Source organism: Psychrobacter sp. H27, from assembly GCF_059072655.1.
In genome coordinates this window covers 1,241,235-1,267,161 of record NZ_JCACRX010000001.1, presented here as the reverse complement: position 1 = coordinate 1,267,161, position 25,927 = coordinate 1,241,235, and the positions used below count along the sequence as shown (strand labels likewise).

The window sequence follows — 25,927 nt, the reverse complement described above, 5'->3', positions numbered from 1 at the left end:
ACCTTGTCTATATCTAACTCACCTAAACAAAGTTACCCAGTCGCGGTAGATGAAATAGAGCGCATCAATAAGCTCAGAAAATATCAGGTGCTCAATGAAGATGAGGAGCCAGCATTTGATAGACTGGTCGACCTTGTAAAGTTATTCTTTGACGTACCCGTGGTCACGATCACTTTTATGGACGAAGAAACGCAGTATCTAAAACCAGCCTGCAAATTTGAGACGATGTCTGAGAGTGTCAGTACAGCACCACGCGAAATGGCTTTTTGTAATTACACCATACTGTCTGATGATGTGTTAATAGTACCCGATACATTGGAAGACAGCCGATTTAGCCAAAGCCCAATGGTTACAGGGTCGCCATACTTAAGGTTTTATGTTGGTGCCCCAATTTTGCTACATGAAGACAATAAAAACTATCGTCTAGGTACGTTGTGTCTCATGGATATCAAGCCAAACCATAATTTTGATGCCCAGCAAGAGCAAATATTAGCGCAGTTTGCCATGATGGCAGCAGACGCATTGCAATTACAAGACAAACAGCGTGATGCCAAGCATGCCAATGAAATGAAATCTAGTTTCTTGGCCAATATGAGTCATGAAATACGCACGCCAATGAATGGCATCATTGGTATGGTAGAAATGCTGGGTGATACCGAGCTTAGTGCTGAACAACGAGAATACGTGGATAACATTAAGGTCTCAAACGAGCATCTGATGGTGATTATCAATGGTATTTTAGACTTATCGAAGGTTGAATCAGGCAAAATGACTATTGATTCTATCCCATTGAATTTATCGACATTATGTAACGAAGTGGTCAGTCTGTTCTCTATCAAAGCACGTCAACGAGGTTTGACGTTAGATTATCATTATACTGAGTCATTATCGCCTTACGTGAAAGGAGATCCAGTACGCCTTAAGCAAATCATAGCAAATCTGGTTAACAATGCGATAAAGTTCACTCGTGAGGGTGGGCGCGTGAGCATTGATGTCAGGCATATGGACAACTGTTATTGCGAGGAGATTGACAAGACTGGCGGCAATAAGAGTGTGGTAAACAATAAGTCTGACAAAAATATGACCTTGTGTATTGAGGTGACAGATACGGGTGTTGGTATCAAACCTGAATCGTTAGAAGCAATATTTGATGCTTATGACCAAGCCAATAAGTTTACGCATCGCCTCTATGGTGGCACCGGTCTAGGTCTTTCGGTCTGTAAGTCTCTGGTTGATCTGATGGAAGGTTATATCCATGTGGAGAGTAGAGTGGGAGTGGGTACGACCTTTCGTGTTCTATTGCCCTTGCCAACGATTGATGAGAATAAGTACGAGACATGGCAAGACTCTAATGATCTAACATTGACAGAGCCGAGCCATGAGCGTGCAGGACATATCTTGTTGGTTGAAGATGATGCCGTCAATGCAATCATCGCCAAAAAAGCATTGACCAATAGTGGTCACAAGGTGACGCATGTGACAGATGGTCAACAAGCCATTGATGCTTTTGCGCTATTTCCTAACCGCTATGATGTTATTTTGATGGATCATCATATGCCGATCTTGGATGGCGTACAGGCAACGATCAAACTCCATGAGCTTTATGACCCTCAAGATCTGCCGCCCATTATTGCTCTGACTGCCAATGCTATGGATGGCGAGCGCGAAAAATATTTAAAAGTTGGTATGCAGGATTATTGCACCAAACCCTTTAAACAAGAGCAGCTGAACGCTTTGGTACAATACTGGTTGATGCAGAAGCCGCCATTAGAAGAAGAGTAAACAGTAGGCAGCATTTATAGTAACGTCATGGTGTAAACGACTAATTTACTAGTAAAGCGACAGTTATAAAAACAAAAAAGCTTAACCACTCTATTGGTGGTTAAGCTTTTTTGTTGATGATAGTGATACCAGTATCAGCTGCCAGCTAGGCTTACAGATCGGTTAGCTCACACGAGTCTGATAGTCGCCAGTACGAGTATCAACACGAACAACTTCACCTTGCTGCACAAATAGAGGAACACGTACAACGGCACCTGTCTCTAGCTTGGCAGGCTTACCGCCACCACCTGACGTGTCACCGCGTACGCCAGGATCAGTTTCCGTAATCTGCAATTCAACAAAGTTAGGCGGCGTGACTGATAATGGAGAGCCGTTGAACAGAGTGATGGTACATAATGCATTGCTGTTCTCTTTTAGCCATTTAGGAGCATCACCGATGGCGTTTTTGTCAGCTTGAATCTGCTCAAAGCTTTCAGGATGCATGAAATGCCAAAACTCACCATCGTTGTATAGATAGTTCATTTCAGTATCCATCACATCAGCGGCTTCTAAGCTATCGCCTGATTTGAATGTTTGCTCTAATACCTTACCGCTACGAAGGTTACGCAATTTAACGCGGTTAAAGGCTTGACCTTTACCAGGCTTTACAAACTCGTTTTCAAGAATGGCACAAGGGTTGCCATCAAGCATAACTTTTAGACCAGCTTTGAATTCATTAGTAGAAAAACTTGCCACAAGAGACTCCTAGGGGTTGTAATAGATGAGGCTGACTATACCAAAAGCTATTGTTCAGCCAAGTATTTACGTATCAGCGGGTATACTTTGATAGGGTAGACACTAAGGGCGTATAATATCGGATTTTGGGTACAGGTAGTAGGCTGTCATGATAAACCATTTAATCACACAAAAAAACTGGCAAAATCAATTATCCGAAGCCATTACGTCCGTTGACGAGCTGCTGAGTATCCTACAGCTGGAGTCATTGCGTGCCGATGTCTATATACCCAAGCATTTTGCGCTACGTGTGCCGCGCGCTTTTGTAGCAAAAATGGTCGTGGGTGACCGTGATGATCCGTTATTAAAGCAAGTACTGCCGGCTCAGCAGGAACAAATCAACGTCACAGGCTACGTGGCCGATCCTTTGAGTGAAAATACTCAAAACCCTATCAAGGGCATGCTACATAAATACCAGTCGAGAGTCCTGTTGACAATTACGGGGGCGTGCGCCATTCATTGTCGCTACTGCTTTCGTCAGCACTTTGACTATAGCGCCAATATGCCTACTGCGGACGCAAAACAAAATATCATCAATTATATTGGCGAACACCCTGAGATTAATGAAGTGATTTTAAGTGGAGGTGATCCATTAAATGTGACCAACAGACGCTTATTTGCATGGTTAGATGCTCTTGAGTCTGTTGCGCAGCTCACTACGATTAGGCTGCATACCCGCTTGCCACTCGTCATCCCAGCGCGTTTAGATACCGATCTATTAGATAGACTGTCTCAAAGTCGTTGCCGTATCGTCATGGTGATCCATTGCAATCATGCCAATGAGATTGATGAATTAACAGCTGAATACTTGCAACGTGTCCGGGCAGCTGGCGTTACGCTATTGAATCAGGCAGTGTTATTAAAAAGTGTCAATGACACCGTCGACGCACAAGTGCAGCTTAGTCAGCGTTTGTTTGCTTCTGGCGTATTACCATACTATTTGCATGTGCTAGATAAAGTTGCTGGTGCTGCACATTTCGATAGCGACGAGCGGTCGTCAATTGAGCTTTACTGGTCACTATTATCAGCATTACCAGGATATTTGGTACCTAAGCTGGTGAGAGAGCTGCCGAATAGACCGTTTAAAGTGCCGATTGACATTTACAGCAAGACTTAGTTTAGGCAATATGGTGTTTTGAAGAGCAAACAAAAAGCAATTATTAAAAGCGCGCGTACTATTAAAAGTGAGTGTGCCAGTTGTTGTGACAACATAGTGCATATGGTAATAGTGCGTAAGGGAGTTGTATTTGCTTATAAAAGCTACCTCGTTGTGCTTAGATAATAAAATCTGTAATACAGCCCGTTCTTATATTTGATAATGTGTATCTATTAACTCGATTGTATAAATACTTATGAGTGTAGGTACTGCTCTTTATAGCGTTATTACATTTATATTTTGTATCTCATAGGACGCTATTTTTGTGATTGCGTATTTTTGTACGTTCGTTCAAAGCGACTGATATTGACTGATAGTGAGTAGTGATACCAATGATAACGTTATCCATGTTTCAAGAGCATTTGTCTTCTACTGTACCATTGCCAGTATCGTCAAATCGATCAGTAAACGGTCAAGAGCGTTACTTAGTCAAGCTACTGACCACGCTACCATCACAAACACCTGAGGAGCAATACCAGCATCTAGAGAGTGTACTCATAGCTTTACGAGAAGCTCATATAGATGAAGATCAGCGTCTCAAGTTGATGGCATCAGTACTTGACGCTTCAATTCGATTGATTGCTGCTTTACGGCAACAGTATATTTATGAGACAGGGGTGTTCGATGAGGTTCAGCTAGGCTATGTCGCACAAACCAAGTCGTTACATTATCTCATCATCATGGTCTATGACAGGATCATACGCCAACAAGATTCAGAGCCTAATACTGGGTCTAAACGCTCTTTGGGCAATGGCTGGCAGCGTTATTTCAATAATAAGAAATCTTCTAATACGTTTGCTATTGCTATTTACCAGTCTTTGTCCAGCTATCAAAAAATACTGGCAGAAGAGGTACTCTGCTATCGACCACCAGCAAGTTATCTGTGGTCAAAAATAAATCAGCTGTATCATCTGGCCTATCAGCACCGCATAACCGATATTGATTTGGGTATAGACGCGGCTGTCCCTCATGCAAACAATATCTATCAGCTATATTGTCAAATCTGTTTACACAGTCTGCTAAACCTACGCGGTATGCGTCGCACCAACATTTTGCTAGTGCAACGTTTTTTGCCTGAATGGGCAAAGCATATGGTCGCGACAACAGAGCCTACCACCAGAACACGCGTATTTGTTGATTTGGAAGCTCATTACCCACCAAGCTATCTCACGGCCAACTCTGAGATAAACCCTTATGAAGAACATCGCACTTGTCTGTTCTTAGAGCTGGCACCGATGATTGAGTATTTTGATTCACGCAAGCAGGCTCTACTTGGAGATAGTAGTGCAGCGTTAGAGTACGGTTTGCTCAATACAATCGCATCAACAGTCAGTTATCGTTACTTACAGCCTCCGCTTACTTTGCCTACCAAATATAGCAAAAAACAAGAAGCGCTATTGGTTACAGGTTTTAATGATATCCATTACCGTGTGGGTGATTTCAATAGCTTTGCTAATTTGGTATCAATAAAAGAGCTAGCAGAGGAAGAGAGACCTCGTTATGACACATTTGGTAAAGAGCAAAATAGCAACAATCCGTTAAATATTAGAGTATTTGATAGCCAGGATCATCTTTCACTGTTTCGTGCATTGCAACTGTTGCCAGAAGCAGATGGGCCCGAAACAGAGGATGCTGATAGCCCTGATCAAGCGATAGCTGAAGATGACACTTCTAGAAATGCACCGCCATTATTACATCTCATGCGTTTGTTTTTGATCTGCCACTCCACGGCAACAGAACAAACTGACTGGTCAATGGGAGTAGTGCGCTGGACGAATCTTGATAGCAAAACCCCAATCATAGAATGGCAAGTGCTCGGACATAAACTTGTGGCTTGTGGCTTGCGTCTAGAGGGTAGAGAGCTACGAAACCGTCACTTTGTACCTGCATTTATCTTGGGTAGGGATGAGCAACTAAAAACCACGAGTACGCTCATCGTACCGCCTTCTTACTTTCAGAACAATGACCGAGTCGTTATGCGTATTGGTAGCAAGCAAACGCCATTACGCTTGGGAAACAAGATACTGATGACTGATGAGTTTAGTCAGTATGAGATAGTTCAGTTGTAGCCTACGGTATTTTTGTCAAAAAGCAGACACATGTTGATATATGGATGTTTTGGAGGGTTTCTTCGCAGAATCTTAATAAACAAGAAAGGTCATAAGTTAATCTGCAGCTTGCCGAGTTATTGTCTATAATGATGGATATTGTTATTCTAATTGATACCCTATTTAATGTAACCAAAATTAGTTAACCAAGCGTATTATACAGAGCAAGGCTCAGTTATTATTATGATAATCGCCAAGCTTATTGTTTTCTGTGCTAGGTTTATTTTTGGAAAAGGTGTCAGGTTATTAGAAATAATAGATAAAAATACGTCCATAAGATTAAAAGGCTTCCTATGCGCACTCAGTCTACCTTAAACTTGTTAGTTATCAATGATGATCAGCTTTACGCGGAACGTCTTGTGCAATTGCTTAGCGGTTATTATGACAGTGTGAACTTAGGATTTTTAGACGATAAAGAAGAGTTGTTAAAAGTACTACGTCAACAGTGGGACGTTCTCGTATTTGGCAAAGCCTATGATATGAGCTTTACGGATGTGGTGAGTATCGTACAAGAGCAAAGTATCGATTTGCCAATGATTTGCTTAGTGAATGAAGAGACGGTAGCAGCGGTCTCTAATGATGAAGGGCTACCTGCTGTTGTTAGTGGTACGATGATTAAAGCGCTTAGGTTTGATCAAGAGCTGCCAGTAGTTATGGCTATCTGTCTGCAGCACAGTAACTTGCGCAGTCGCCGTACGCTAAAAACCTTACGCCAAGTGCTCTCTGAATCAGAACAGCGTGCCAATGTTTTGATTAAGAACTCAAAAAGTGCCGTTGCTTATATCGATGAAGGCATCCACATCTATGCCAACGACCCGTATCTGCAACTATTTGGCTTTAAATCGATGAATGATGTCGTTGGTGTGCCAGTAATTGATTTGATTTCGGGTGGTAGTAATGTCAAAGGTTTCAAGCAATTTTTGCGTCAGTTTGATAAAGGCAGTCGCAAAGATGTAGAGTTTAATTTTGAGAGTGTACGTACTGATGGCAGCACCTTTGAGGCAAAGTTACAAATGGCTTCAGCGACGCTCGAGGGTGAGCCGGTCACTCAGATTATCATTCAACAAAACCAGAGTAACAGTGCAGAGGTTGCTAAGCGCTTAGCTGAAGCTGAGCGCACAGATAATCTGACAGGTCTTGATAATCGTCGCGGCTTTGAGGAACAAATGGTGGTAATACACCAGCAAGCGACTCAAGGTGAGCTGACAGCAGGGCTGCTGTATGTGCAACTCGATAGCGTTGGTAAGATTAGAAGCAGTCTTGGTTTGAAAGGGATTGATGCAACCGTCAAACAAGTGGCTTATATGTTAGATGAGCTCATACCTGATGGGCACGTCAGCCGATTTAGTGATACTGCATTTATGATACTGGTCAAAAATAAAAGTACCGCTGATCTTGAAAAGCTCGCAGCACATATTGGCTCTCGTATCAGTGAGATGCTCATCGAAGTCGATAAGCGTACGACCAGTACGACCGTCAGTATCGCAGTGGTCAAAATCGAGAAAAATACCGCTGAGCCTACCATTGTACTTGAGCGTGCCATGGAAACCATCAACCATATTATGGTAGAAACCTCTAATCATGGCGGTACCTATCATATATACGATCCAAGCGAACACGCCAACAGTGATGACCATGCGCTTGCTGAATCGTTAGTTGACGCTATCACTAACAACCGCTTTGAGCTGTCATTTCAACCAATCTATGATATTGATCGGGATCGCAGTGACTTTTTTGAAGTGTATCTACGCCTGCCGCTCTCCGATGCCGAAAACACCGTATTGACACCAGATCAATTTATGACTGTGGCCAAGAGCCACAACCTACTAGAAAAGATAGATCGCTGGGTACTTATTAACGCCTGCAAAAAAATCAATGATGTACGCAAGCACCATCCTGAAGCCAGACTGTTGATACAGCTGACGAGTGCAACCTTGGTCGACAAAAAACTACCCAACGTTGCAAGCCAGTTGATCAAGGCAGTAGGCGGTGCCGCCGGTGTATTAACATTACAATTCAACGAAAAAGACATCGTTGATCACCTAACTGTAGCCAAATCTCAGTTCTCCGCTTTGAGTGAAGTTGATTGCCAAATGGGCATTAACAACTTCGGATCTTCTGCCAAATCTATTGAAATTGCTAGTTTGGTACAGCCAGATATGGTGCGTCTGGCGCGCAGTTACGTACAAGATATCAATTCAGCAGATAACCTAGATACTGTCAAATCACTCATCACAAGTACCAACGAGGTGAAAGTGGATGTGTTGATGCCTTATATCGAAGAGGCAGCGACCATGTCTGTTGCATGGAGTGTTGGTGCGCGCTATCTACAAGGGTACTACTTAGAAGAGCCTAGTCAGACGATAAAACTAGAAAGCCATGCAGCAAGTTAGAAAGTTGTGATGCTAAAGTTGTAATGACATAGACTCTTTATCACTGACACTTACCAACCAAAGATTGCCCAAATGCCACTTATTAGTAAATATCAAATAAGCAGTCTTTTTGCCGCTGTTTTGTTGCTCACCGCGTGTGAGAGCAGTATTCCGCCTGACCATCGAGACCCAGTGACCCTACCTTCATATACAAAAGGTGATGTTAAAAATGGCTTGGTGGTTTACAAAGAGGCGTGCGGTCAATGCCATCAGCTCAATGCAGGTCTGAATAGAAAAGGCCCACAGCTCATGAATATATATGGTGCGCCAGCTGCCGAACTAAAAGATTATGACTATAGCAAAGGACTAGAGTCATCAGGGTGGGTATGGGATGCCAAAACGCTTGACCCTTATATTGCGGATGCACAAAAAGCCATACCAAACTCAAAAATGCTATCTGACCCCATGCCAGATGCCAAAGAGCGTGCAGACGTCATTGCTTATCTATCTACCCTCCGCGCTGAGCCTCCAGCAGCTGCAGAGGATACAAACTGATGCTAACTGTTGAACGTTATGACATAAAAATGAGCCGATAACTGACTATGACCCAGACCGCGAACGATATATCATTATCCAACTCTCAAAAAACAGCAGCGACGCCTAATCAGTCCATGCCGACTACTGCTGACTTTCAATATAATCAGCAAAAAATTGCACAGCTGATGACCCAGTTGAATCAAATCGTATTGGACAAGCCTCAAGCCGTTAAACTTGCACTCAGTGGTATCTTGGCAGGTGGGCATCTGTTATTACAAGATTTGCCGGGCATGGGTAAAACAACGCTGGCGCAAGGATTGGCTCAGCTATTAGGGCTTAGCTTCAGCCGCGTGCAGTTCACTAATGACATGCTACCTGCTGATATCTTAGGTATGAGCATCTACGACCAAAGTAAACAACGCTTTGAGTTCCGTCCTGGGCCTGTCTTTACCCAGCTATTACTCGCTGATGAGATCAATCGCTCTAGTCCTAAAACGCAAAGTGCGCTACTCGAAGCAATGGAAGAGCGACAAGTGACTCAAGATGGCCAAACGTATCCCTTACCTCGACCGTTTTTTGTCATTGCCACCCAAAACCCATTACAGCAAGCAGGTGTCTATCCACTCCCTGAATCACAGCTAGATAGGTTCTTATTATGTTTATCACTAGGTTATCCTTCGCCTATGGCAGAGCGTGAGCTGTTAAGAGGTCAAGATCGCCGCGAGCTACTAAAAGATTTAGATGCAGTACTTGATACTGACGCGGTACTGATGGCTCAGCAAGGTGTCAGACAAGTGTATGTGGCAGATGTTGTGTTGGATTATTTACAAAGGCTCGTTGCAAAAACTCGAGCAAGCCAGGAATATCATGGACTATCACCGCGTGGCGTACTATCGCTACAGCGTGCTGCTCAGGCTCATGCCTATGTATCGGGGCATATGGAGGTGGTACCTGAAGACATCCAAGCGGTGTTTGCAGCCGTAGTGGATCATCGTCTGGGTCAGCGCTTCGTGCCTGCACATGTGAGCGGTGGACAGGCAACCAAAACGATCGCACAGCGTATATTGGCAGAAGTATCAGTTACTGTTTAACTGTCTATACTGTAGCTCGAATAGTGGCTACAACAAATGGCTACATTCGTCGGTTGAAGACGAGTATCACAGTCAATCACATGGCAAGAGTAGGGTAGTCATGAGCTTTTTACCAAAGGCCTTAACCGTACCAATCAAGTCAGCACTGAGCCGTTGGTTTGCTTCTCGTGCACCCAAAAACGATAGTGCCACCCTCAATCTACGCAATGTTTATATTTTTTTTAGCCGTGAAGGCATGCTATTTGCTGTGCTATTAGTGATCACCTTTATTGCGGGTGTCAATTATGGCAACAACTTGGTGCTTGGTTTATGTTTTTATCTGGTCAGTGTCTGGCTGATTAGCTTCCATGTGACTTTTGCGCACATATCCGGTCTACATATTCGTCTATTAGACGTTACGATGACTCAGGCAGGTAGTCCTGCTTGGGTGACGTTACAGTTAGATAGCAAGAGTCGTCAACCACGCAGGCAGCTGCTGTTTGAATTTGAGACATCTGCTGATCGTAAAGATAAAGCAGATACGGATGATCAAAACGCTATCCTTATTACCAGGCTACAAGGTGAGAAAATCATAAGGCTACCCGTGCAGACAAGCAATCGTGGTCAATTTGAGCTACCACGGTTGACCATCAAAACCGTCTATCCTTTGGGTATTATGCGGGCATGGTCTTATGTCTATTTTGCGCGTAAAGCTTGGGTATACCCCAAGCCTGAAACCTTTGATTGGCAAGCTCAGTATGCAATTGCAAGCATGGAAGATTTGCCAACAGGCGGTCAGTATAGGCAAGGGCAGGACGACTTTGAGCGCCTAGATAATTATATAGAAGGGGAGTCATTGGCGCGTGTCTCTTGGAGTCACGTAGCACGGGGACAAGGAATGTTTACCAAGCATTTTGCGGATCCTGTTGGTCATGAGCAGACATTAGATTATGCAGATATGCCAGCTGCGCATCATGAACAAAAACTGGCGCAACTGGCTCATGGTGCGTTAACGCTCGGTCAGCTCGGTGTGCCCTTTCAAATGCGTTTACCCAATGATGCTCCTGCTACCGCAGTGATGGGTGACGGTGAGGTTTTTGCGCAAGCGTGCTTGCTAAGGTTAGCGAAAGCACCATGACCCAATTTAAGCAACCTCCAGCGACTGATGCTACAGACATGGCAAGTTTTGAGCAGTTGTCACTTGGGTCTCGCACCCGAGCGAAAAATAGTACTCAAACGCTCCACCGCGCAGCAGATAACAAAAAATGGTATCGGCAGCTGCTGGCATTACCAGCGTACTACTGGGTCCTAATCGCTCAAGTGGCAGTCATACTACCGCATGCTGCTCACTTGCCGTTGTGGTTAATAGGGTTTGCTGTTGTCAGTATTATTGGGCAATTGCCACGTATCAAAAGACGATTCAAAAAACTATCTCATCTAAAGCGTGTCTATCAAGGCATGCAAATGCTAGGTTTTTTGCTGGGGTTGGTCGGTCTGTGGCTGACTTATAACACCGCTTTTGGTTTGGATATGGGCGTGGCATTTTTGGTGCTATGTTTGGTCAGTAAACTTTGGGAGTTATACAAGCGCCGTGATGCTTACGTGGTGCTGAATTTATCATTATTTGTGTTGGCTGCTTTATTTTTGATGGATCAAGGCTTGATTACCACGCTAGAGGTCATCATTGGTGCGGTCATCGTCTTATTGGCATTTATCGCGCTCAACGATGATAGTAATGCTCGCGGTGATGGACGCATACGTACCTTGGGGGTATTGGGTATTGGCGCGTTACCTTTATTGGTAGTGCTGTTTTTATTTTTCCCGAGATTGCCACCGCTGTGGTCCGTACAGTTGTCAGGTCAGCAAGCGATTACAGGGGTCTCTGATAGCATGTCACCTGGTGATTTTGCTAATTTAGGTCAGTCGACCGAGCTGGCTTTTCGCGTAGAGTTTGCAGATGAGCGTCCACCGCAGCAACAGCTTTACTGGCGCGGTTTGGTATTTAGTGATTTTGATGGGGTAACTTGGCGTCCAAGCCCTCAGGCAAGCCAGTGGTCAGTAAGATCACAACCACCTATGTGGATCCAAAATGCTTTTGCTACTGTTCCTGAACAAGTGCAAGCAGCACCTACTCGATATCAAGTTATTCTAGAACCTACACAGCAAAACTGGTTGTTTGGACTAGACTATCCTTTCTCTCAGCAGCCAGATATCAACATCACGTCTAACTTTACGTTATCCAAAGACCAGCCGGTGACGCAGCAGCTTCGCTACGATGTAGTGCAGTTTGCGCCGATGCGTATAGATCCAGTGTTAGCAGAAGCATCCCGGCGCTCGAACCTTGCGCTGCCTAATGAAGGTAATCCGCAGGCACGCGCGCTTGCTAAGCAGTTGTTTGCGCAGTCAGGCTCAGATCCGGTGCGCTATATGGCTGCTATCGAGCGCTGGATCAATCAGACAGAGTTTCGCTATACTTTATCGCCGCCGCCACTGAATACTAATCGTATCGATGAGTTTTTGTTTGAGACCAAAGCGGGGTTTTGCGAGCACTATTCTTCAAGCTTTACCTTTATGATGCGGGCAGCTGGTATCCCTGCGCGAGTAGTAGCAGGCTATCAAGGCGGTGAGCCGAGTCGTAATGGTAACGTATGGGAGGTGCGTCAAATGGATGCACATGCATGGACTGAGGTATGGCTTGAGGGTCAAGGCTGGGTGCGTGTGGATCCGACGGCATTTGTCGCACCTGAGCGTGTTGAGCAGGGTATGAATACGATGACCCAGCAGCAAGGGGCCGCTATGTTTGGCAGTGGTGCTAGTGCTCAAATCACCTATCAGCAGTATCAAATGCTACAGACATTAAGGCGCTTATCAGACCAGGCAAGCTATTACTGGCAAAAAGATGTCGTTGGCTATGATCAAGACAAGCAGGCAGATTCACTATTAAAATGGTTCAATATCAGCTCAATCACGCAGCAAATCATTTGGTTAGCAGCCAGTGCTGTTATCATTATGGCAGTCTTAGTATTTATCATATGGCAGCGCCGCCGCAAACGCTGGCATCCAGCGGACTTGCCACTTGCACAGCTCTCAAAACGTGTGGGTAAACGTGATCAATCGCTGACTCGAGAGGACAGTGAGGGGCAACTGGCGTGGCTAGAGCGTTTGGCTACTGCTATTGATAGTCGGCTTGACGGTAACACTCATCATGCAACAAGTAAGTTAACAGATAGTGAAAACCCGATAACGATTCAGTCCAAGCTCATTGAAATTAGACAAGACTACCGTCAGTTACGCTATGGACGCTTGAGTACTTTTGATGCCAGTCATAGCGAGTATCAAAAAACACTTCAGCAACTCAAAAAAAACGTACGTGAATTACTCTAAGGTTTTTGGGTTTGGTGTCACTGATTTACTTGTGATTAGAACTGCTCATACCAATTTTAAGGCAGTCGTTAGAGCAGTACACAATACAGCATGCTAAGTCAGCAAATAAGTAAGAGATTGAAATATGGCAATATATGTAGATTTTGTGCAGATACCATTCAAAGGCTATAAATGGTGCCATATGCTTGCGGACAGCCTGCAAGAGCTGCATGATTTTGCGGCACTGATCGAGGTAGATGCGCGTTTATTCCACCGTAATGCCAGCTATCCTCATTATGATATTACGGTACAAATGCGCGAAACGGCTATTGCACAAGGCGCTATTATTGCCGATAGGAAAAAGATTATCGAATGTGCAAAGAAGCTAAAAGTAGAGCTACATTATCAAATGGCATTATCTGATAATTCCGAATGAAAAACTAACAAATCACATTCTCAAGTATAAATAAAGTGGGTGATGCTTTCGCTACCCACTTTTTTGTTGGCTCATACTTTTTGTTAGGCATCTACTTTGCCGTGGCTGCCGTGCTGATGGCATCGAGTGCTTTTGAGATATTGGCAATCTCAGTATCGCAGCCTTTGATATTGTGGCGTGTCTTAATATAGTCAGGATTGTTGTATGACAACCATACCTGGTTATCAGCATCTTCACTAATGAGGATTTTTTGTGGTAAATCAATAGCAATAGTCTGTTCACAGTTCATCAAGGGTGTGCCTGCTTTAGGGTTCCCAAACATAATGACTTGTGTGGGTCGCAATGACAGATCGACACTTTGCGCATTTTTTTGATGATCAACGCGTGCAAATACTTTCATACCTTTGCTTTCGATAACTGAGACCAGTTTATCAGCAGTAGCTTGGACAGAGTGATTGCTCTGTAAAGTGACCAAGCCTTTTTCGGCATTCATAGACGTCGCGGTTTTGGTCATAGCGCCTGTCGTATCCGTGTTATCTAATAGCGTATTGATACTAGCGCAGGATGATACGGCGATTGCTAGAGCAGTGATAGAGATAATTTTTATCATAGTTATATCCTTTTAGGTTATCCATAAGTGAGTAACATCGAATAGTCATTGTGCGTAATCAATTTGGTTATTGCAACACACCTTCATAGATGACTAAACCAGCTGCTCTGCTAAATAATCAACCAATAATCTAATCTTTGGTGATAGATGACGGTTGTGTGGATAGACGGCCCAAATGTTTTCTGTGGGTTCTCTATAATCATCAAGTAAGCTCACTAGCTCACCAGATGCGAGATACTTTTGTACATAGTAGTCAGGCAACTGTACGATACCAAGCCCTTTTAGGGCCGCATCAACCAGACTATAGCCGCTGTTATATTGTACGGTACCAGAGACGCGCAGGTTTTTTTCTTTACCTGCATCCTCACTGACACGTGGGTCAGTATCTATAAAGTGCCAGTAATCTCGAGTGCCAAGTAAGCAATTATGCTGACTGAGATCATTGAGCGCTGTCGGTATCCCATATCTATCAAGATAAGCAGGCGCTGCACAGACAAAGTTGGTACGCTGGCTGAGTTTTTTTGCCATCATGGTTGAGTCGTTTAATTTGCCAATACGAATGGCCAAATCATAACCCCCTTCAATCAAATCGATTTTTTGATTACTCAACAAAGCACTCACTTCAATATCTTGATACTGCACCATAAAATCATTGATGAGTGGTAATAACTGCTGCTCACCATAAGTCACGGGTGCAGTTAGTTTGATCTTGCCTTGAGGCTTTGATTGCAAGTTACTTACTGCTTGCTCAGCGGCATCTAGCCCATCGAGTACACCGCGGCAATGCTGATAAAAGACGCGACCTTCTTCGGTAAGTGAGACCCTGCGCGTCGTTCGATAGAGCAGTTTGATATTCAAACGCTGCTCTAAAGCGCTGATTTGCCGGCTGACTTGAGCTGTTGAGATGCCAAGCGCTTTTGCCCCTTGTGTAAAGCTCTCGTGCTCTGCCACATAAACAAACTCACTGATTCCTTCCCAGTGCATGATTATTACCAATATGTAAAAGATATTTGCAAATATAGCATATTGTTATCTATTTAGAGATAAATATAATGATTAACAACAATGTATAGAGATGGTGCTTTCCTTTTATAGAAGCTTGCCTATAGACAGCAGGCAAGATAAGCTCAATCTATCTTTAGTCGTCTCAGCGATGACAGTCGTAGCTATCAAGCCGAGTAGATAATCGGATGAAATAATGAAAAAGGGTGACGGTGATGATGGTTTGCTAAGTCTGCATTACGCCGCAACCCACAAATAACAATCAACTAAAAGAGAGACTCCTATGTCAGATAAATTTATCAAATCAAAAGCTGCCATCGCTTGGGCACCAAATGAGCCACTATCTATCGAAGAAGTGGACGTGATGCTACCGCGTAAAGGTGAAGTGCTGGTCAAAATCGTCGCAAGCGGCGTCTGTCATACAGATGCGTTCACCTTATCTGGTGAAGATCCAGAAGGCGTATTTCCTGCGATTTTGGGTCATGAAGGTGGTGGTATCGTTGAGCAAGTTGGCGAAGGCGTGACTAGCGTAGAAGTTGGCGACCATGTTATTCCGTTATATACAGCAGAGTGCGGCGTTTGTAAAATGTGCCGCTCAGGCAAAACCAACCTTTGCTCTGCGGTGCGCGAGACTCAAGGTAAGGGCCTGATGCCAGATGGTACCACACGTTTTTACAAAGACGGCGAACCAATCTATCACTACATGGGCTGCTCAACGTTCTCTGAATATACGGTGTTGCCAGAAATCTCATTAGCCAAAGTTAATAAAGAAGCACCATTAGAAGAAGTTTGCTTGCTAGGTTGCGGTGTGACCACTGGCATGGGCGCAGTCATGAATACGGCAAAAGTCGAAGAAGGCGCAACCGTGGCTATCTTTGGTCTGGGTGGTATCGGACTATCAGCAGTAATTGGCGCTGCAATGGCAAAAGCCCAACGCATCATTGCCATTGATATCAACGAGAGCAAGTTTGAACTGGCCAAAAAGCTAGGTGCAACCGATTGCATTAACCCGAAAGACTATGACAAGCCGATTCAGGAAGTCATCGTTGAGCTGACCGATGGCGGGGTTGATTATTCATTTGAATGTATTGGCAATGTCGATGTCATGCGTTCGGCGCTAGAGTGCTGTCACAAAGGCTGGGGCGAGTCAGTCATCATCGGTGTCGCTGGTGCCGGGCAAGAAATCTCAACGCGTCCATTCCAGTTAGTGACAGGTCGCGTCTGGAAAGGGTCAGCATTCGGCGGTGTCAAAGGTCGCACAGAACTACCAGGGTATGTAGAGCGTTACCTTGCGGGCGAAATCCCATTGCAGGATTTCATCACGCATACGATGCCAATAGAAGATGTCAACGAAGCGTTTGACTTGATGCATAAAGGCGAGAGCATCCGTACGGTTGTCAATTTTTAAGCGTCGCTACTGATGATGATATCAGAATCAAGTTTTTAACTTGACGACTGCACAATAAAAAAGCTGCTTCGATATTGAAGCAGCTTTTTCGTATGTTATTTCTAAACACAGGCTCTTAGCTTGGTGTATCAAGTGTTTTGCTTGCTAATGATTTGGTCCGCTAGTGTCAATAAGTCTGCTGCGGTCAGATCTGGTACGGGTACATTTGGTGCACTCAGCATCTCATTGTAAGGGCGCGTCAAAAAGGCACCTCGGCAACCTGCCGCTTGCGCACCGATAGTATCCCAAAGGTGACAAGCAACTAAGCACAAGTCCGACGTCTCAACAGCAAGCGTATCAGCTACCATCTGGTAGGTCTCAGGTGCTGGCTTGAACTTACTAACGGTTTCAACGCTGAAATGCTGTTCAAAGAACTGGCTTAGCCCTGCTTTTTCTAACGGCGTAGGAGATGGGCTACTCGCTGAGTTGGTGAGCGTCACCAGTCGGAACCCTGCCTCCCGCAAACGTGTAAGGGCAGGCGCCGCATCAGGATGAGCAGGCAGCGCGCTCATTCTTTCTTTGAACTCATTGATATCGTTGTCTGTCAGCGTCACTTGTCTGATATCAGCCACCATCTGCAATGCGCCAACACCAATCTTGCCAAAAGGCGCATACAGACCAGAGAGTGTTATTGTCTGAGAGTACAACACCAGTTGAGCAAACCATTCGCGCAATACTATTTGCTTGCCAAAAACTCGCGTAAAAAATGGCGTAAGCGTATCGATATCCAGTAGCGTTTCATTGACATCGAACACGATAATCGAAGGAAAGTTTTTAGAAGACATAAAGTATCCCTTTTTATAATAAAGTATTTATAACCACAAGTGATTTACTCAGCCATGTTAGCCAGTTGCTCTAAAATACTGACATAGTTCTCGACACCTTGAGCACCACTGACCAAATGACGTTCATTAAAGATGATCGCTGGTACACTTTGGATGCCCTGTTGTTGCCAGTGTTGTTCTTCTGCTCGTACTTCTTTTGCAAAAAACTGACCTTCTAATACCGCTAACGCTTCACTTTTATCAAGACCAGTCTCTGCTGCAATATCAGCAAGTACATGGATGTCTGAGATGTCTCTATTGTTAGTGAAGTGCGCGGTAAACAACGCTTGTTTTAAGTCATGCATGCTGCCTTGTTGATCTGCAAAATGCAGAAGCTGATGCAAATTAAAGGTATTGTGCATGCGCGTGTCGTCATTGAAGTTGAACTCAAAACCAACCTCACGACCGGCTTCGGTCATTCTGACTCGGCTCGCATCTGATTCTTGTTTGGTCGAGCCATACTTTTCGATGATGTGCTCGCGTAAGTTTTGACCCTCGCTTGGCATATTTGGGTTCAGCTCAAACGGATGCCAGTGGATAGTGTGTTCTGTATTGGTTTGCTCAAGTGCTGCTGCCAGTTGACGATAGCCAATGACACACCATGGGCAGACGACGTCAGAGACGATGTCTATACGGAGCGTGTTTTCTGATGGTTTCATAAGTCCTCGCGGGGATTTTTATTGGTATGTTGTTTGATAGTGCGATGACAGGGCTATAAGGGACAGTTGTCTAGGTAGCCCTGCTCACTGCAAGATAAGTCAGTTCATACTAAGAGAATGATCGAGTGATTACAATGTATCCTCTGCAGCCAGCGTTACCACTTAGGTAGCTTAATTGTAACTGTCACCAATGATACAAATGAGTCTTTTGCAAACTCTGACTGGTGTCTAAGATGGTTTAAAGTATTAATAATAAAGCATATGAAAAATTAACCCATTTATCACGGTCATAAAAAAGGTGGTTGTCTGAGATGATCTTATTTATGAGCAATGACAACTGATAACGTAGGCTAACAAATAAACCACGTTAATATCGGATACCTAATCAATAATAGAGCTCTAACCACAAATAAAATTTTAATTATAGGAGTCATATATGAAAAGTATCACTGAAGCAATGAGATGGCGTTACAGCACCAAAGAATTTGATACCGATAAAAAAATATCAGCAGAAGACTTTCAGAGTTTAAAGGACATTTTGCGACTCAGTCCGTCAAGCACTAATATTCAGCCTTGGCATTTTGTGATTGCTGATGATGAAGCTGGCAAAGCTCGAGTCGCCAAAGGCACTGAAGGTATGTATGAGTTTAATGATGCCAAAGTAAAAGATGCTTCGCACGTCATCGTATTCTGTAGCCGTGTCTATGCTGATGATGAGTTTTTACAGGAAATATTAGATAAAGAAGATAGTGATGGTCGCTTTGCAGAACCAAAATTCAGAGAGCAAATGCATCAAACGCGCAAAATGTTCTTGGATATTCGCCGTTATGAGCAAAAGGATGAGCCGCATTGGTTGATCGAACAGCTCTATCTCAATATGGGTGCACTGCTACTGGGCGCTGCTACTTTGGGTATTGATGCTGTGCCGATGGAAGGCGCAGATTTAAAAGCGCTTGATGAAGAGTTTGAATTACGTAGTAAAGGCTATACAGCCGTTGCCGTCATCTCGCTTGGTTACCGTAGTGAAGATGATTTCAATGCTGAGTTGCCCAAATCTCGCTTTGCCGAAGAGACCATTATCACAAAGGCTTAGTTTACAGTGTTTGGTTCGCAACTTGTTTGCGACCACTATTCTAAATTATTTCTTTAAGAGCCCCATAAGTTTCCGCTTATGGGAATTTTTCTTATCAAAATTTATTGAATCTGCTGTATTTTTCTAAGAACGTATTGCTCGCATCACAAAGTACATTGTCGGATTATCAAGCCTAAATTTGAGTACTTATAGACAACAACCAATCTATATTAGGCATCAATAGGTGGTTAATTATAGTTGATGCAAATGATTATCAATTAACCTGCAGCTATTGGTAATGCTCGCTTGCAGAACTTGCTACGGTTTAAAAACTACACTGTAATAACTACAAAGTAAAAACAAAACAAGTTTTTTGGTACGTCATAATGGATTTATTGTCGCTATAGCTACAAGGCGATCTTTTCACCCATTATATTCATCTGCCAGCGAGAAGCCAGCATGTCTACTTTGACGTTAACAATCAATAAGCAGGATTATCAGCTCGAGAATCTTGACGCCCGTACGACACTGCTCGACGTCTGTCGTCAGCATCTACAAATTACTGGACCCAAAAAAGGCTGTGATCACGGTCAATGCGGTGCTTGTACCATGCTTATCAATGGTCGCCGTGTCAACTCTTGTCTTACACTTGCCATCATGCATGATGGCGATGACATTACGACGATCGAAGGTATTGGGATGCCAGACTCGCTCTCGGCGTTGCAGCAAGCCTTTAAAGATAACGATGCTTTTCAGTGTGGGTATTGCACACCAGGACAGATTTGTTCGGCCACTGCATTAATAGAAGAAGTAAAACAAAATTGGCCAAGCCATGTGAGCACAGACTTACAACATCCTGATGGTCTACTGGTACAAGAAATCGCTGAGCGTATGAGCGGTAATATCTGTCGTTGCTCTGCCTACCCAAATATTATTAAAGCCATCTCACAAGTACTTGAAAGTGAGATGTCAGAGTCTGCTGCCCAGACCAATAACACCTCCACACAAAATTCAAGCGTGACAGGTATTTGGTCACCGCCGCCAAGCGAGACGCAACTTGGTAAAGCTTCAGCAGCCAATAAGAATACAAACAAAGAAACAGTAACTGGTACGACAGGAGGCCGCTCATGAAACGTTTTGAATACAGCCGTGCTGATGCACCAGAGCAAGCCGCAATATCTGCAAGTACCAAAGATGCTTCTTTTATCGCTGGTGGTACCAACTTATTAGATCTTATGAAACTAGAGATCGAGAGCCCAATCAAACTGGTCGATATCACCCGTTTAGAATTAGAGCAGGTTGAGACTACTGATAATGGTGGTTTACGTATTGGCACGCTAGTCACCAATAGTGATCTAGCCGCCCACCCTGACGTGATTGCCAATTATCCAGTATTGTCGCGAGCAATTTTGGCAGGGGCGACCGGTCAGCTACGTAACAAGGCGACTACAGGTGGCAATTTCTTGCAGCGTACCCGTTGCTACTATTTCTATCAAACAGACAGCGCTTGCAACAAGCGTGAACCGGGCACAGGGTGTCCTGCTATCAATGGGGAGAACCGTACTCTAGCTGTCTTAGGTACCAGTGATTCATGTATTGCTCAGCATCCATCCGATATGGCAGTGGCAATGCGCTTACTAGATGCGACGATAGAGACGGTTAAAGCAGATGGCTCGACTCGTGCTATCGATGTCAAAGACTTTTATTGTTTGCCAAAAGACACGCCGCATATCGAAAATGTATTAGAGGCAGGTGAGCTGATTACCCATGTTGTACTGCCAGCTCCTATTAAGGGTGTACATACTTATGACAAAGTACGTGACCGAGCCTCTTATGCTTTTGCACTGGTCTCTTGTGCAGCAGTGGTAGATGTTGATGACAGTGGTAAGCTGAACACAGTACGTTTGGCATTTGGTGGTATTGGTACTAGGCCATGGCGCAATGAGGCGGTTGAAGCATTATTGACAGATACCGATGGCAACAATGACGTCATCACACAGGCAGCCGATCTGCTATTGAGTGATGCCAAAGGCAATGGTCAGAACGACTTTAAAATACCATTGACGCGTCGCCTACTAAAACAAGTCATTCAGCGCGCACTAGCGGGCGAGGGAGCATAATTATGGCACTATTACAATCAATCACGCAGTCAGAACCGACCAAAAAACTGACCATGGATGAGCCTGTTGAAACGCTATTTAGCTCAACGGCAAGTAAGCTAGTCGGCAAGCCGATCAATCGTGTCGATGGCTCATTAAAAGTCAGCGGGCAAGCGCATTATAGTGCTGAGATACATCTAGACAACAAAGCGTATGGTGTCTTGGTAGGTGCGACAATTGCCAAAGGGCGAGTTAAGAGCATTGATAACGATTCGCTCAAAGGCATTCCTAATATTATTAAGGTTGTGACCGATCCTGAGCATTTTTTACGTAACTCTCAACAAGGTGGATTAAAAAAAGCACCGACGCAGGGAGCGACTGAGATTTTTTATCATGGTCAGCCCATCGCGGTAGTCATCGCTGAGACTTTCGAAGCAGCGAGAGAAGGCGCGAAGGCGCTCAAGGTTACTTATACAGACGAGACTGATCAGGCAGCATTGAACTTTACTCAAGAGCTCTCTAATGCACACGCGGTCGATGAGCAGAAAGGCTCTGACAAAAACTATGTCCAAGGTGACCCGGATAAAGGCTTAGCTGATGCGGCAGTGACCGTTGATCGCTTTTATCATACGCCAAGTCAAAACAGCTCTGCGATGGAGCCCCATGCGACGTTGGCTCATTGGGAAGACGATAAGCTAGTCCTGTATACCGCCAATCAGATGCTCGCGTCTTGCAAACAGCAGGTCATGGATGCTCTAGATTTGAACAAAGATCAGGTACAACTGATCGCACACTATGTCGGTGGTGGGTTCGGTAGTAAGCTTGGTATTGCTCCTGAATCTATTGCGGCGGCGATTGCTGCAAAAGATCTTGGTCGCCCTGTGCTGATCACTATGACGCGTCCACAAGTGATGGAGGCGACAATCAGACGCTCAAACACGCGTCAGCGTATCGCAATCGGTGCGAACAATGACGGTGTGATCGATACATTGATTCACGATACGATCTCTAGTAATTTGCCAGATGAGGCTTTCTTTGAGCCAACTGCCTTGTCTACACACTATCTATATAGTGGCAAAAACCGCCGTGTAAATTATGAAATGGTAGACATGAACCAAGTGTTATCCGGCTCAATGCGTGCGCCTGGGGAAGCGGTTGGTATGATTGCCGTTGAGTGTGCAATGGATGAGTTGGCTACCCAGTTAGCGCTTGATCCTATCGAGCTGCGTCGTCGCAATGAACCTGAAAAAGATCCTAGCAAAGACATTCCATTTTCGACACGTAAGCTGATTGAGTGTATGGAGCAAGGTGCTAAGCAGTTCGGTTGGGATAAAAGAAATGCAAAACCTGCCAGTCAGCTAGAAGGTGACTGGTGGATAGGTACAGGCATGGCTGCTGCTGCTCGCGGCAACCAATTACAGGCATCTGAAGCACGTGCAACCCTACAGGTAGATGAGTCAAAAGCACTCGGTATCAAAGCTGTTATCGAGACAGATATGACAGACATTGGTACAGGGTCTTATACGGTGTTTTCTCAGGTAGCTGCAGACCTGCTAGGACTGCCTATCGATCATGTCGAAATGAAGTTAGGTGACAGTGCATTGCCACCAGCATCAGGCTCAGGCGGTAGTTGGGGCGCTGCGAGTTCTGGTAGTAGTGTCTACCTAGCTTGCGAGCAGCTGCGTGAAATGCTAGCAGAAAAAGTTGGTCTGTATCCTGATAACATTCAGTTGGACAATGGTCAAATCAAGAAAACAGGCGAGCATGATTTAACGGCAGTAGAAGCGGCTAAGAAGGGTGGTCAATCATTTGCTAATAGTACTATTGATAAGCTATCGCAAACCACAGGGCTTTCATTATCAGGAGAGTCAGCATCACAAGAGTATGATTTTGATGATACAGATGCTTACGCGCTTGCAGAGGTGGTCGCTGGCTATGATGAGCAAAAAGTCAGTGCTAAAGGTCAGATAAAGCCGGGCAAGAATGGCAAAAAGTATCGTCAGTCGTCTTTTGGTGCTAACTTTGCTGAAGTCGCTGTTCATAAGGTGACTGGTGAGATTCGGGTCAAGCGTATGACAGGTGCATTTGCCGCTGGTCGTATTCTTAACCACAAAACAGCAACCTCACAATGCTACGGCGGCATGGTGTTCGGTATCGGCTCAGCACTAATGGAGGAAGTTATCCATGATAAACGTGACGGTCGTCTCTGTAATCACGACCTCGCCGAGTACCATGTGCCAGTCAATGCAGACGTACCGCAGTTGGAAGTTATCTTGGTAGAAGAGGATGATCCGTATACTAACCCAATGCATATCAAAGGTATCGGTGAGACGGCTATCGCAGGTGCGGCTGCCGCGATTGCCAATGCCGTCTACAACGCTGTCGGTGTTCGTGTCTACGATTTCCCAATTACGCTCGACAAGCTGCTGTATGAGATGCCAGAGTAATTTTATAAGTTTATATATGACGAAAACCCGCTTATTGAGCGGGTTTTTGCAAATTAATCGGTAGTATGTTTCAACATTATCAAAAAATAATCATTAAATAAGAGACGTTATGAATCAAGTCGCTGATATTCTTAAACTGGCAAGTGACGCTCAGCAGCAAGGGGTCGATGCTGTATTGGCAACGGTCGTACATACTGAGGGCTCAGCATATCGCCGTGCTGGTGCGATGATGCTCATCTGTGAAGATGGCCGCTCAGTGGGGATGATTAGTGGGGGCTGCTTGGAGCCACATATCATCAAACGTGCCTTTTGGCTCACGCGTGACGGTGCTACTGTGCAAGTCTATCAGACCGGTGATGACGTTGAATATACAGAAAACGGTCAAGCGCAGGTAGCGATCAACAAAGAAGCAAGCGACGCAGATGTTGAGTCAGACAACTTAGATGAATTGGATGGCCTAGACTTTGATGAGTTGAACTTTGGACTCGGCTGTAATGGACGTGTCCATGTGCTGTTTGAGCGTCTGGCAACAGCCGTACCATTTCTGGATTTAACTTGTCAGGTTCGGCGAACTCAGCAGCCAGTTATGGTTGCTACTTTAATTCGCAACAACGGTTATCAGAATACCGAGTTGACAATAGGCATGCGCATCAATTTAGAGGAACATCACGATTCGGAAGATTTGCCCGAACAAGAGATAATAGACCCTGCGAATATAATTGCCGATATCGTAGAAAAGTTAGCAGAATACAAGCTGTCTGAGGGCAATACCGAATACGTGACCATAGAAACGAATGAGGTAACTACTGAGTGGCTCGTACAACGCTTGCAACCACAAGTGCGTTTATTGATTTGCGGCGCGGGTAATGACGTGATGCCACTGGTGACGATGGCAAAGCTACAAGACTGGCATGTCACGGTCATAGACAGCCGCACGCAATATGCGACTCGTATGCGTTTTCCTCAGGCAGATGCAGTAATGTCGTTATCTTTAGAGGATAGTGATACCTTGCTGACACTGAGTGATAATGCAGCGGTCGCTTTGATGTCTCACAGTCTGTCCCAAGACCGCGCTCGCTTGGCGATACTGCTAAGACATTCGCAAAATTATAGATATTTAGGTCAGTTGGGGCCGCGTTATCGTACCGAACGCTTGATCAATGAGATAAGCGCCAACATGGAGTATCCTGCTATCATGGATGCTGGTATCCATAAATTGCACTATCCGATTGGCTATAAGCTTGGCGGAGATGGCCCTGAAGCCCTCGCACTTGGCATCATGGCGCAGATAAATGCAGTCATGCATGGGCAAGCTGCATCAGTAGAAGGCTCTCACAGTGAGGTCTCGAATTTGGCAGCAAGCGTTGGTAATATGGACGCTGATATTGTGCCGAGTACCGTATGAGTAATATCGTCTTAGAAGACAATGATAGACAGGAGCAAAATCATGCGGTCATCATATTGGCAAGTGGCCTTAGTCAGCGTCTAGGTCAACCTAAACAGCTACTTGTTAAGAATGGCGATCCGTTGATTAATTATATAATCCGATTGGCGGCGAGCACCAATCCGCAATTCATTGTCGTGGTGATTCCTGATAAGCATCCTGCAATTGCCAGTGCAGTCACAGAGCTGGCTATACAATATCCAGCGGTTCAAGCGGTGCTAAATTCAAAACCTGACACCGGCATGGCGGACAGTTTGTGTTTGGGTATTGAGACCATTGCTAGTTTTGAAATTGCCAGTCTTGATGCTGATTCAATCGAGCGCGTGCTTATTATGGGCGTTGATCAAGTTTTATTAGATGAGTCGCATTTAACCGCATTGTTGGCTGGTGATCAATCCGTGGTGGCAAGTGGCTATTGTAGTTGGCAGCGTTTAGAAAAGCATCAAAATTTGGACGAAGCGGAATCTAATAAAAACTCTGCTACTAGAAAACCTGCAAACCATATCATTGGTCTACCTTTAGCAATTAACTATAAGCTGCTTAAACAATGGCAGGCAATGTTAGCAGGAGATAAAGGGTTACGATATTTGATTAGAAGGTTACCAGCCGATCAAATAGGTACAGTGATCAACGATAATCTTACCTATGATATTGATACGCCCGAGCAGCTCATCTATGCCAAACAACGAGGCTGGCTGGATAAGAAATCCTAGCGATAACAAGTA

At 44.6% G+C, this 25,927-nt stretch carries 21 protein-coding genes; 16 read left to right on the top strand and 5 right to left on the bottom strand.

Annotated features, from left to right (window positions below; genetic code table 11):
• Window positions 1–3 precede the first annotated feature (3 nt).
• Window positions 4–1,782, top strand: coding sequence for a GAF domain-containing hybrid sensor histidine kinase/response regulator (locus tag AC5JPY_RS04985; protein ID WP_493842647.1), 1,779 nt, complete (start codon window positions 4–6; stop codon window positions 1,780–1,782).
• A gap of 162 nt (window positions 1,783–1,944) precedes the next feature.
• Here the strand turns inward: AC5JPY_RS04985 and efp are convergent, their stop codons facing one another.
• Window positions 1,945–2,517, bottom strand: a complete 573-nt coding sequence (gene efp / locus AC5JPY_RS04980) for an elongation factor P (RefSeq protein WP_443525856.1) — start codon at window positions 2,515–2,517, stop codon at window positions 1,945–1,947.
• 148 nt (window positions 2,518–2,665) lie between these two features.
• Here efp and epmB point away from each other — a divergent pair, with 148 nt between their 5' ends.
• The 8 genes from epmB (at window position 2,666) to AC5JPY_RS04940 (ending at window position 13,598) form a co-directional block, all read left to right on the top strand.
• Entirely contained in the window at window positions 2,666–3,673 is a 1,008-nt protein-coding gene (gene epmB / locus AC5JPY_RS04975; protein WP_493852283.1) for an EF-P beta-lysylation protein EpmB, read from the top strand.
• Between the two features lie 386 nt (window positions 3,674–4,059).
• On the top strand, window positions 4,060–5,781 hold the full coding sequence (locus AC5JPY_RS04970; RefSeq protein WP_493852282.1) for a cyclic-di-GMP receptor FimW-related protein: 1,722 nt from the start codon (window positions 4,060–4,062) through the stop codon (window positions 5,779–5,781).
• A gap of 332 nt (window positions 5,782–6,113) precedes the next feature.
• Window positions 6,114–8,213 carry an EAL domain-containing protein gene (locus AC5JPY_RS04965; RefSeq protein ID WP_493852281.1) on the top strand — a complete coding sequence of 700 codons (2,100 nt, stop codon included), beginning with the start codon at window positions 6,114–6,116 and terminating at the stop codon, window positions 8,211–8,213.
• Window positions 8,214–8,285: 72 nt separating this feature from the next.
• Window positions 8,286–8,747: a c-type cytochrome gene (locus AC5JPY_RS04960; RefSeq protein ID WP_493852280.1), complete on the top strand. Its 462-nt coding sequence runs from the start codon at window positions 8,286–8,288 to the stop codon at window positions 8,745–8,747.
• A 116-nt stretch (window positions 8,748–8,863) separates the two neighbouring features.
• On the top strand, window positions 8,864–9,820 hold the full coding sequence (locus tag AC5JPY_RS04955; protein WP_493844402.1) for an AAA family ATPase: 957 nt from the start codon (window positions 8,864–8,866) through the stop codon (window positions 9,818–9,820).
• Between the two features lie 100 nt (window positions 9,821–9,920).
• A complete protein-coding gene (locus tag AC5JPY_RS04950) occupies window positions 9,921–10,937 on the top strand; it encodes a hypothetical protein (protein ID WP_493852279.1) in 1,017 nt (338 codons plus the stop codon).
• Window positions 10,934–13,183: a transglutaminase TgpA family protein gene (locus tag AC5JPY_RS04945; protein ID WP_493852278.1), complete on the top strand. Its 2,250-nt coding sequence runs from the start codon at window positions 10,934–10,936 to the stop codon at window positions 13,181–13,183. Before AC5JPY_RS04950 ends, AC5JPY_RS04945 begins: the two co-directional genes overlap by 4 nt.
• A 124-nt stretch (window positions 13,184–13,307) precedes the next feature.
• Window positions 13,308–13,598: a DUF4031 domain-containing protein gene (locus AC5JPY_RS04940; RefSeq protein WP_493852277.1), complete on the top strand. Its 291-nt coding sequence runs from the start codon at window positions 13,308–13,310 to the stop codon at window positions 13,596–13,598.
• Between the two features lie 91 nt (window positions 13,599–13,689).
• Here the strand turns inward: AC5JPY_RS04940 and AC5JPY_RS04935 are convergent, their stop codons facing one another.
• Both AC5JPY_RS04935 and AC5JPY_RS04930 read right to left on the bottom strand, forming a co-directional pair.
• Window positions 13,690–14,208 carry a DUF302 domain-containing protein gene (locus AC5JPY_RS04935; protein ID WP_493852276.1) on the bottom strand — a complete coding sequence of 173 codons (519 nt, stop codon included), beginning with the start codon at window positions 14,206–14,208 and terminating at the stop codon, window positions 13,690–13,692.
• A gap of 93 nt (window positions 14,209–14,301) precedes the next feature.
• Window positions 14,302–15,192 (bottom strand): LysR family transcriptional regulator, encoded by an 891-nt coding sequence (locus AC5JPY_RS04930; protein ID WP_493852275.1) that lies wholly within the window; start codon window positions 15,190–15,192, stop codon window positions 14,302–14,304.
• A gap of 316 nt (window positions 15,193–15,508) precedes the next feature.
• On the opposite strand from AC5JPY_RS04930, the gene AC5JPY_RS04925 reads away from it, so the two are divergent.
• On the top strand, window positions 15,509–16,618 hold the full coding sequence (locus AC5JPY_RS04925; RefSeq protein WP_442967661.1) for an S-(hydroxymethyl)glutathione dehydrogenase/class III alcohol dehydrogenase: 1,110 nt from the start codon (window positions 15,509–15,511) through the stop codon (window positions 16,616–16,618).
• 128 nt (window positions 16,619–16,746) lie between these two features.
• Here the strand turns inward: AC5JPY_RS04925 and AC5JPY_RS04920 are convergent, their stop codons facing one another.
• Both AC5JPY_RS04920 and AC5JPY_RS04915 read right to left on the bottom strand, forming a co-directional pair.
• Window positions 16,747–17,442 carry a haloacid dehalogenase type II gene (locus AC5JPY_RS04920; RefSeq protein ID WP_493852274.1) on the bottom strand — a complete coding sequence of 232 codons (696 nt, stop codon included), beginning with the start codon at window positions 17,440–17,442 and terminating at the stop codon, window positions 16,747–16,749.
• A 44-nt stretch (window positions 17,443–17,486) separates the two neighbouring features.
• Window positions 17,487–18,140: a DsbA family oxidoreductase gene (locus AC5JPY_RS04915; protein WP_493852273.1), complete on the bottom strand. Its 654-nt coding sequence runs from the start codon at window positions 18,138–18,140 to the stop codon at window positions 17,487–17,489.
• Window positions 18,141–18,576: 436 nt separating this feature from the next.
• Between AC5JPY_RS04915 and nfsB the strand changes: the two genes are divergently transcribed.
• The 6 genes from nfsB to AC5JPY_RS04885 all read left to right on the top strand — a co-directional run bounded on the left by nfsB (window position 18,577) and on the right by AC5JPY_RS04885 (window position 25,915).
• On the top strand, window positions 18,577–19,233 hold the full coding sequence (gene nfsB, locus AC5JPY_RS04910; protein ID WP_319051328.1) for an oxygen-insensitive NAD(P)H nitroreductase: 657 nt from the start codon (window positions 18,577–18,579) through the stop codon (window positions 19,231–19,233).
• A gap of 438 nt (window positions 19,234–19,671) precedes the next feature.
• A complete protein-coding gene (locus AC5JPY_RS04905; protein WP_443525879.1) occupies window positions 19,672–20,343 on the top strand; it encodes a 2Fe-2S iron-sulfur cluster-binding protein in 672 nt (223 codons plus the stop codon).
• Window positions 20,340–21,332 (top strand): FAD binding domain-containing protein, encoded by a 993-nt coding sequence (locus AC5JPY_RS04900; protein ID WP_443525880.1) that lies wholly within the window; start codon window positions 20,340–20,342, stop codon window positions 21,330–21,332. Before AC5JPY_RS04905 ends, AC5JPY_RS04900 begins: the two co-directional genes overlap by 4 nt.
• 2 nt (window positions 21,333–21,334) lie before the next feature.
• Window positions 21,335–23,758: a molybdopterin cofactor-binding domain-containing protein gene (locus AC5JPY_RS04895; protein ID WP_493852272.1), complete on the top strand. Its 2,424-nt coding sequence runs from the start codon at window positions 21,335–21,337 to the stop codon at window positions 23,756–23,758.
• Window positions 23,759–23,867: 109 nt separating this feature from the next.
• Window positions 23,868–25,163 carry an XdhC family protein gene (locus AC5JPY_RS04890; RefSeq protein WP_493852271.1) on the top strand — a complete coding sequence of 432 codons (1,296 nt, stop codon included), beginning with the start codon at window positions 23,868–23,870 and terminating at the stop codon, window positions 25,161–25,163.
• The gene (locus AC5JPY_RS04885; RefSeq protein WP_493852270.1) at window positions 25,160–25,915 is read left to right on the top strand and encodes a nucleotidyltransferase family protein; all 756 of its coding nucleotides are present in this window, start codon (window positions 25,160–25,162) and stop codon (window positions 25,913–25,915) included. Before AC5JPY_RS04890 ends, AC5JPY_RS04885 begins: the two co-directional genes overlap by 4 nt.
• Window positions 25,916–25,927 lie beyond the last annotated feature (12 nt).

Excerpts from the sequence above, each read along its gene's own strand:
- AC5JPY_RS04970 (WP_493852282.1), top strand. The coding sequence starts at position 4,060 with ATGTTTCAAGAGCATTTGTCTTCTACTGTACCATTGCCAGTATCGTCA.
- AC5JPY_RS04905 (WP_443525879.1), top strand. The coding sequence starts at position 19,672 with ATGTCTACTTTGACGTTAACAATCAATAAGCAGGATTATCAGCTCGAG.
- AC5JPY_RS04890 (WP_493852271.1), top strand. The coding sequence starts at position 23,868 with ATGAATCAAGTCGCTGATATTCTTAAACTGGCAAGTGACGCTCAGCAG.
- AC5JPY_RS04895 (WP_493852272.1), top strand. The coding sequence starts at position 21,335 with ATGGCACTATTACAATCAATCACGCAGTCAGAACCGACCAAAAAACTG.
- AC5JPY_RS04950 (WP_493852279.1), top strand. The coding sequence starts at position 9,921 with ATGAGCTTTTTACCAAAGGCCTTAACCGTACCAATCAAGTCAGCACTG.
- AC5JPY_RS04935 (WP_493852276.1), bottom strand. The coding sequence starts at position 14,208 with ATGATAAAAATTATCTCTATCACTGCTCTAGCAATCGCCGTATCATCC.
- AC5JPY_RS04920 (WP_493852274.1), bottom strand. The coding sequence starts at position 17,442 with ATGTCTTCTAAAAACTTTCCTTCGATTATCGTGTTCGATGTCAATGAA.
- AC5JPY_RS04885 (WP_493852270.1), top strand. The coding sequence starts at position 25,160 with ATGAGTAATATCGTCTTAGAAGACAATGATAGACAGGAGCAAAATCAT.
- AC5JPY_RS04915 (WP_493852273.1), bottom strand. The coding sequence starts at position 18,140 with ATGAAACCATCAGAAAACACGCTCCGTATAGACATCGTCTCTGACGTC.
- epmB (WP_493852283.1), top strand. The coding sequence starts at position 2,666 with ATGATAAACCATTTAATCACACAAAAAAACTGGCAAAATCAATTATCC.
- AC5JPY_RS04955 (WP_493844402.1), top strand. The coding sequence starts at position 8,864 with ATGCCGACTACTGCTGACTTTCAATATAATCAGCAAAAAATTGCACAG.
- AC5JPY_RS04965 (WP_493852281.1), top strand. The coding sequence starts at position 6,114 with ATGCGCACTCAGTCTACCTTAAACTTGTTAGTTATCAATGATGATCAG.
- AC5JPY_RS04940 (WP_493852277.1), top strand. The coding sequence starts at position 13,308 with ATGGCAATATATGTAGATTTTGTGCAGATACCATTCAAAGGCTATAAA.
- AC5JPY_RS04930 (WP_493852275.1), bottom strand. The coding sequence starts at position 15,192 with ATGCACTGGGAAGGAATCAGTGAGTTTGTTTATGTGGCAGAGCACGAG.
- AC5JPY_RS04945 (WP_493852278.1), top strand. The coding sequence starts at position 10,934 with ATGACCCAATTTAAGCAACCTCCAGCGACTGATGCTACAGACATGGCA.
- nfsB (WP_319051328.1), top strand. The coding sequence starts at position 18,577 with ATGAAAAGTATCACTGAAGCAATGAGATGGCGTTACAGCACCAAAGAA.
- AC5JPY_RS04900 (WP_443525880.1), top strand. The coding sequence starts at position 20,340 with ATGAAACGTTTTGAATACAGCCGTGCTGATGCACCAGAGCAAGCCGCA.
- AC5JPY_RS04960 (WP_493852280.1), top strand. The coding sequence starts at position 8,286 with ATGCCACTTATTAGTAAATATCAAATAAGCAGTCTTTTTGCCGCTGTT.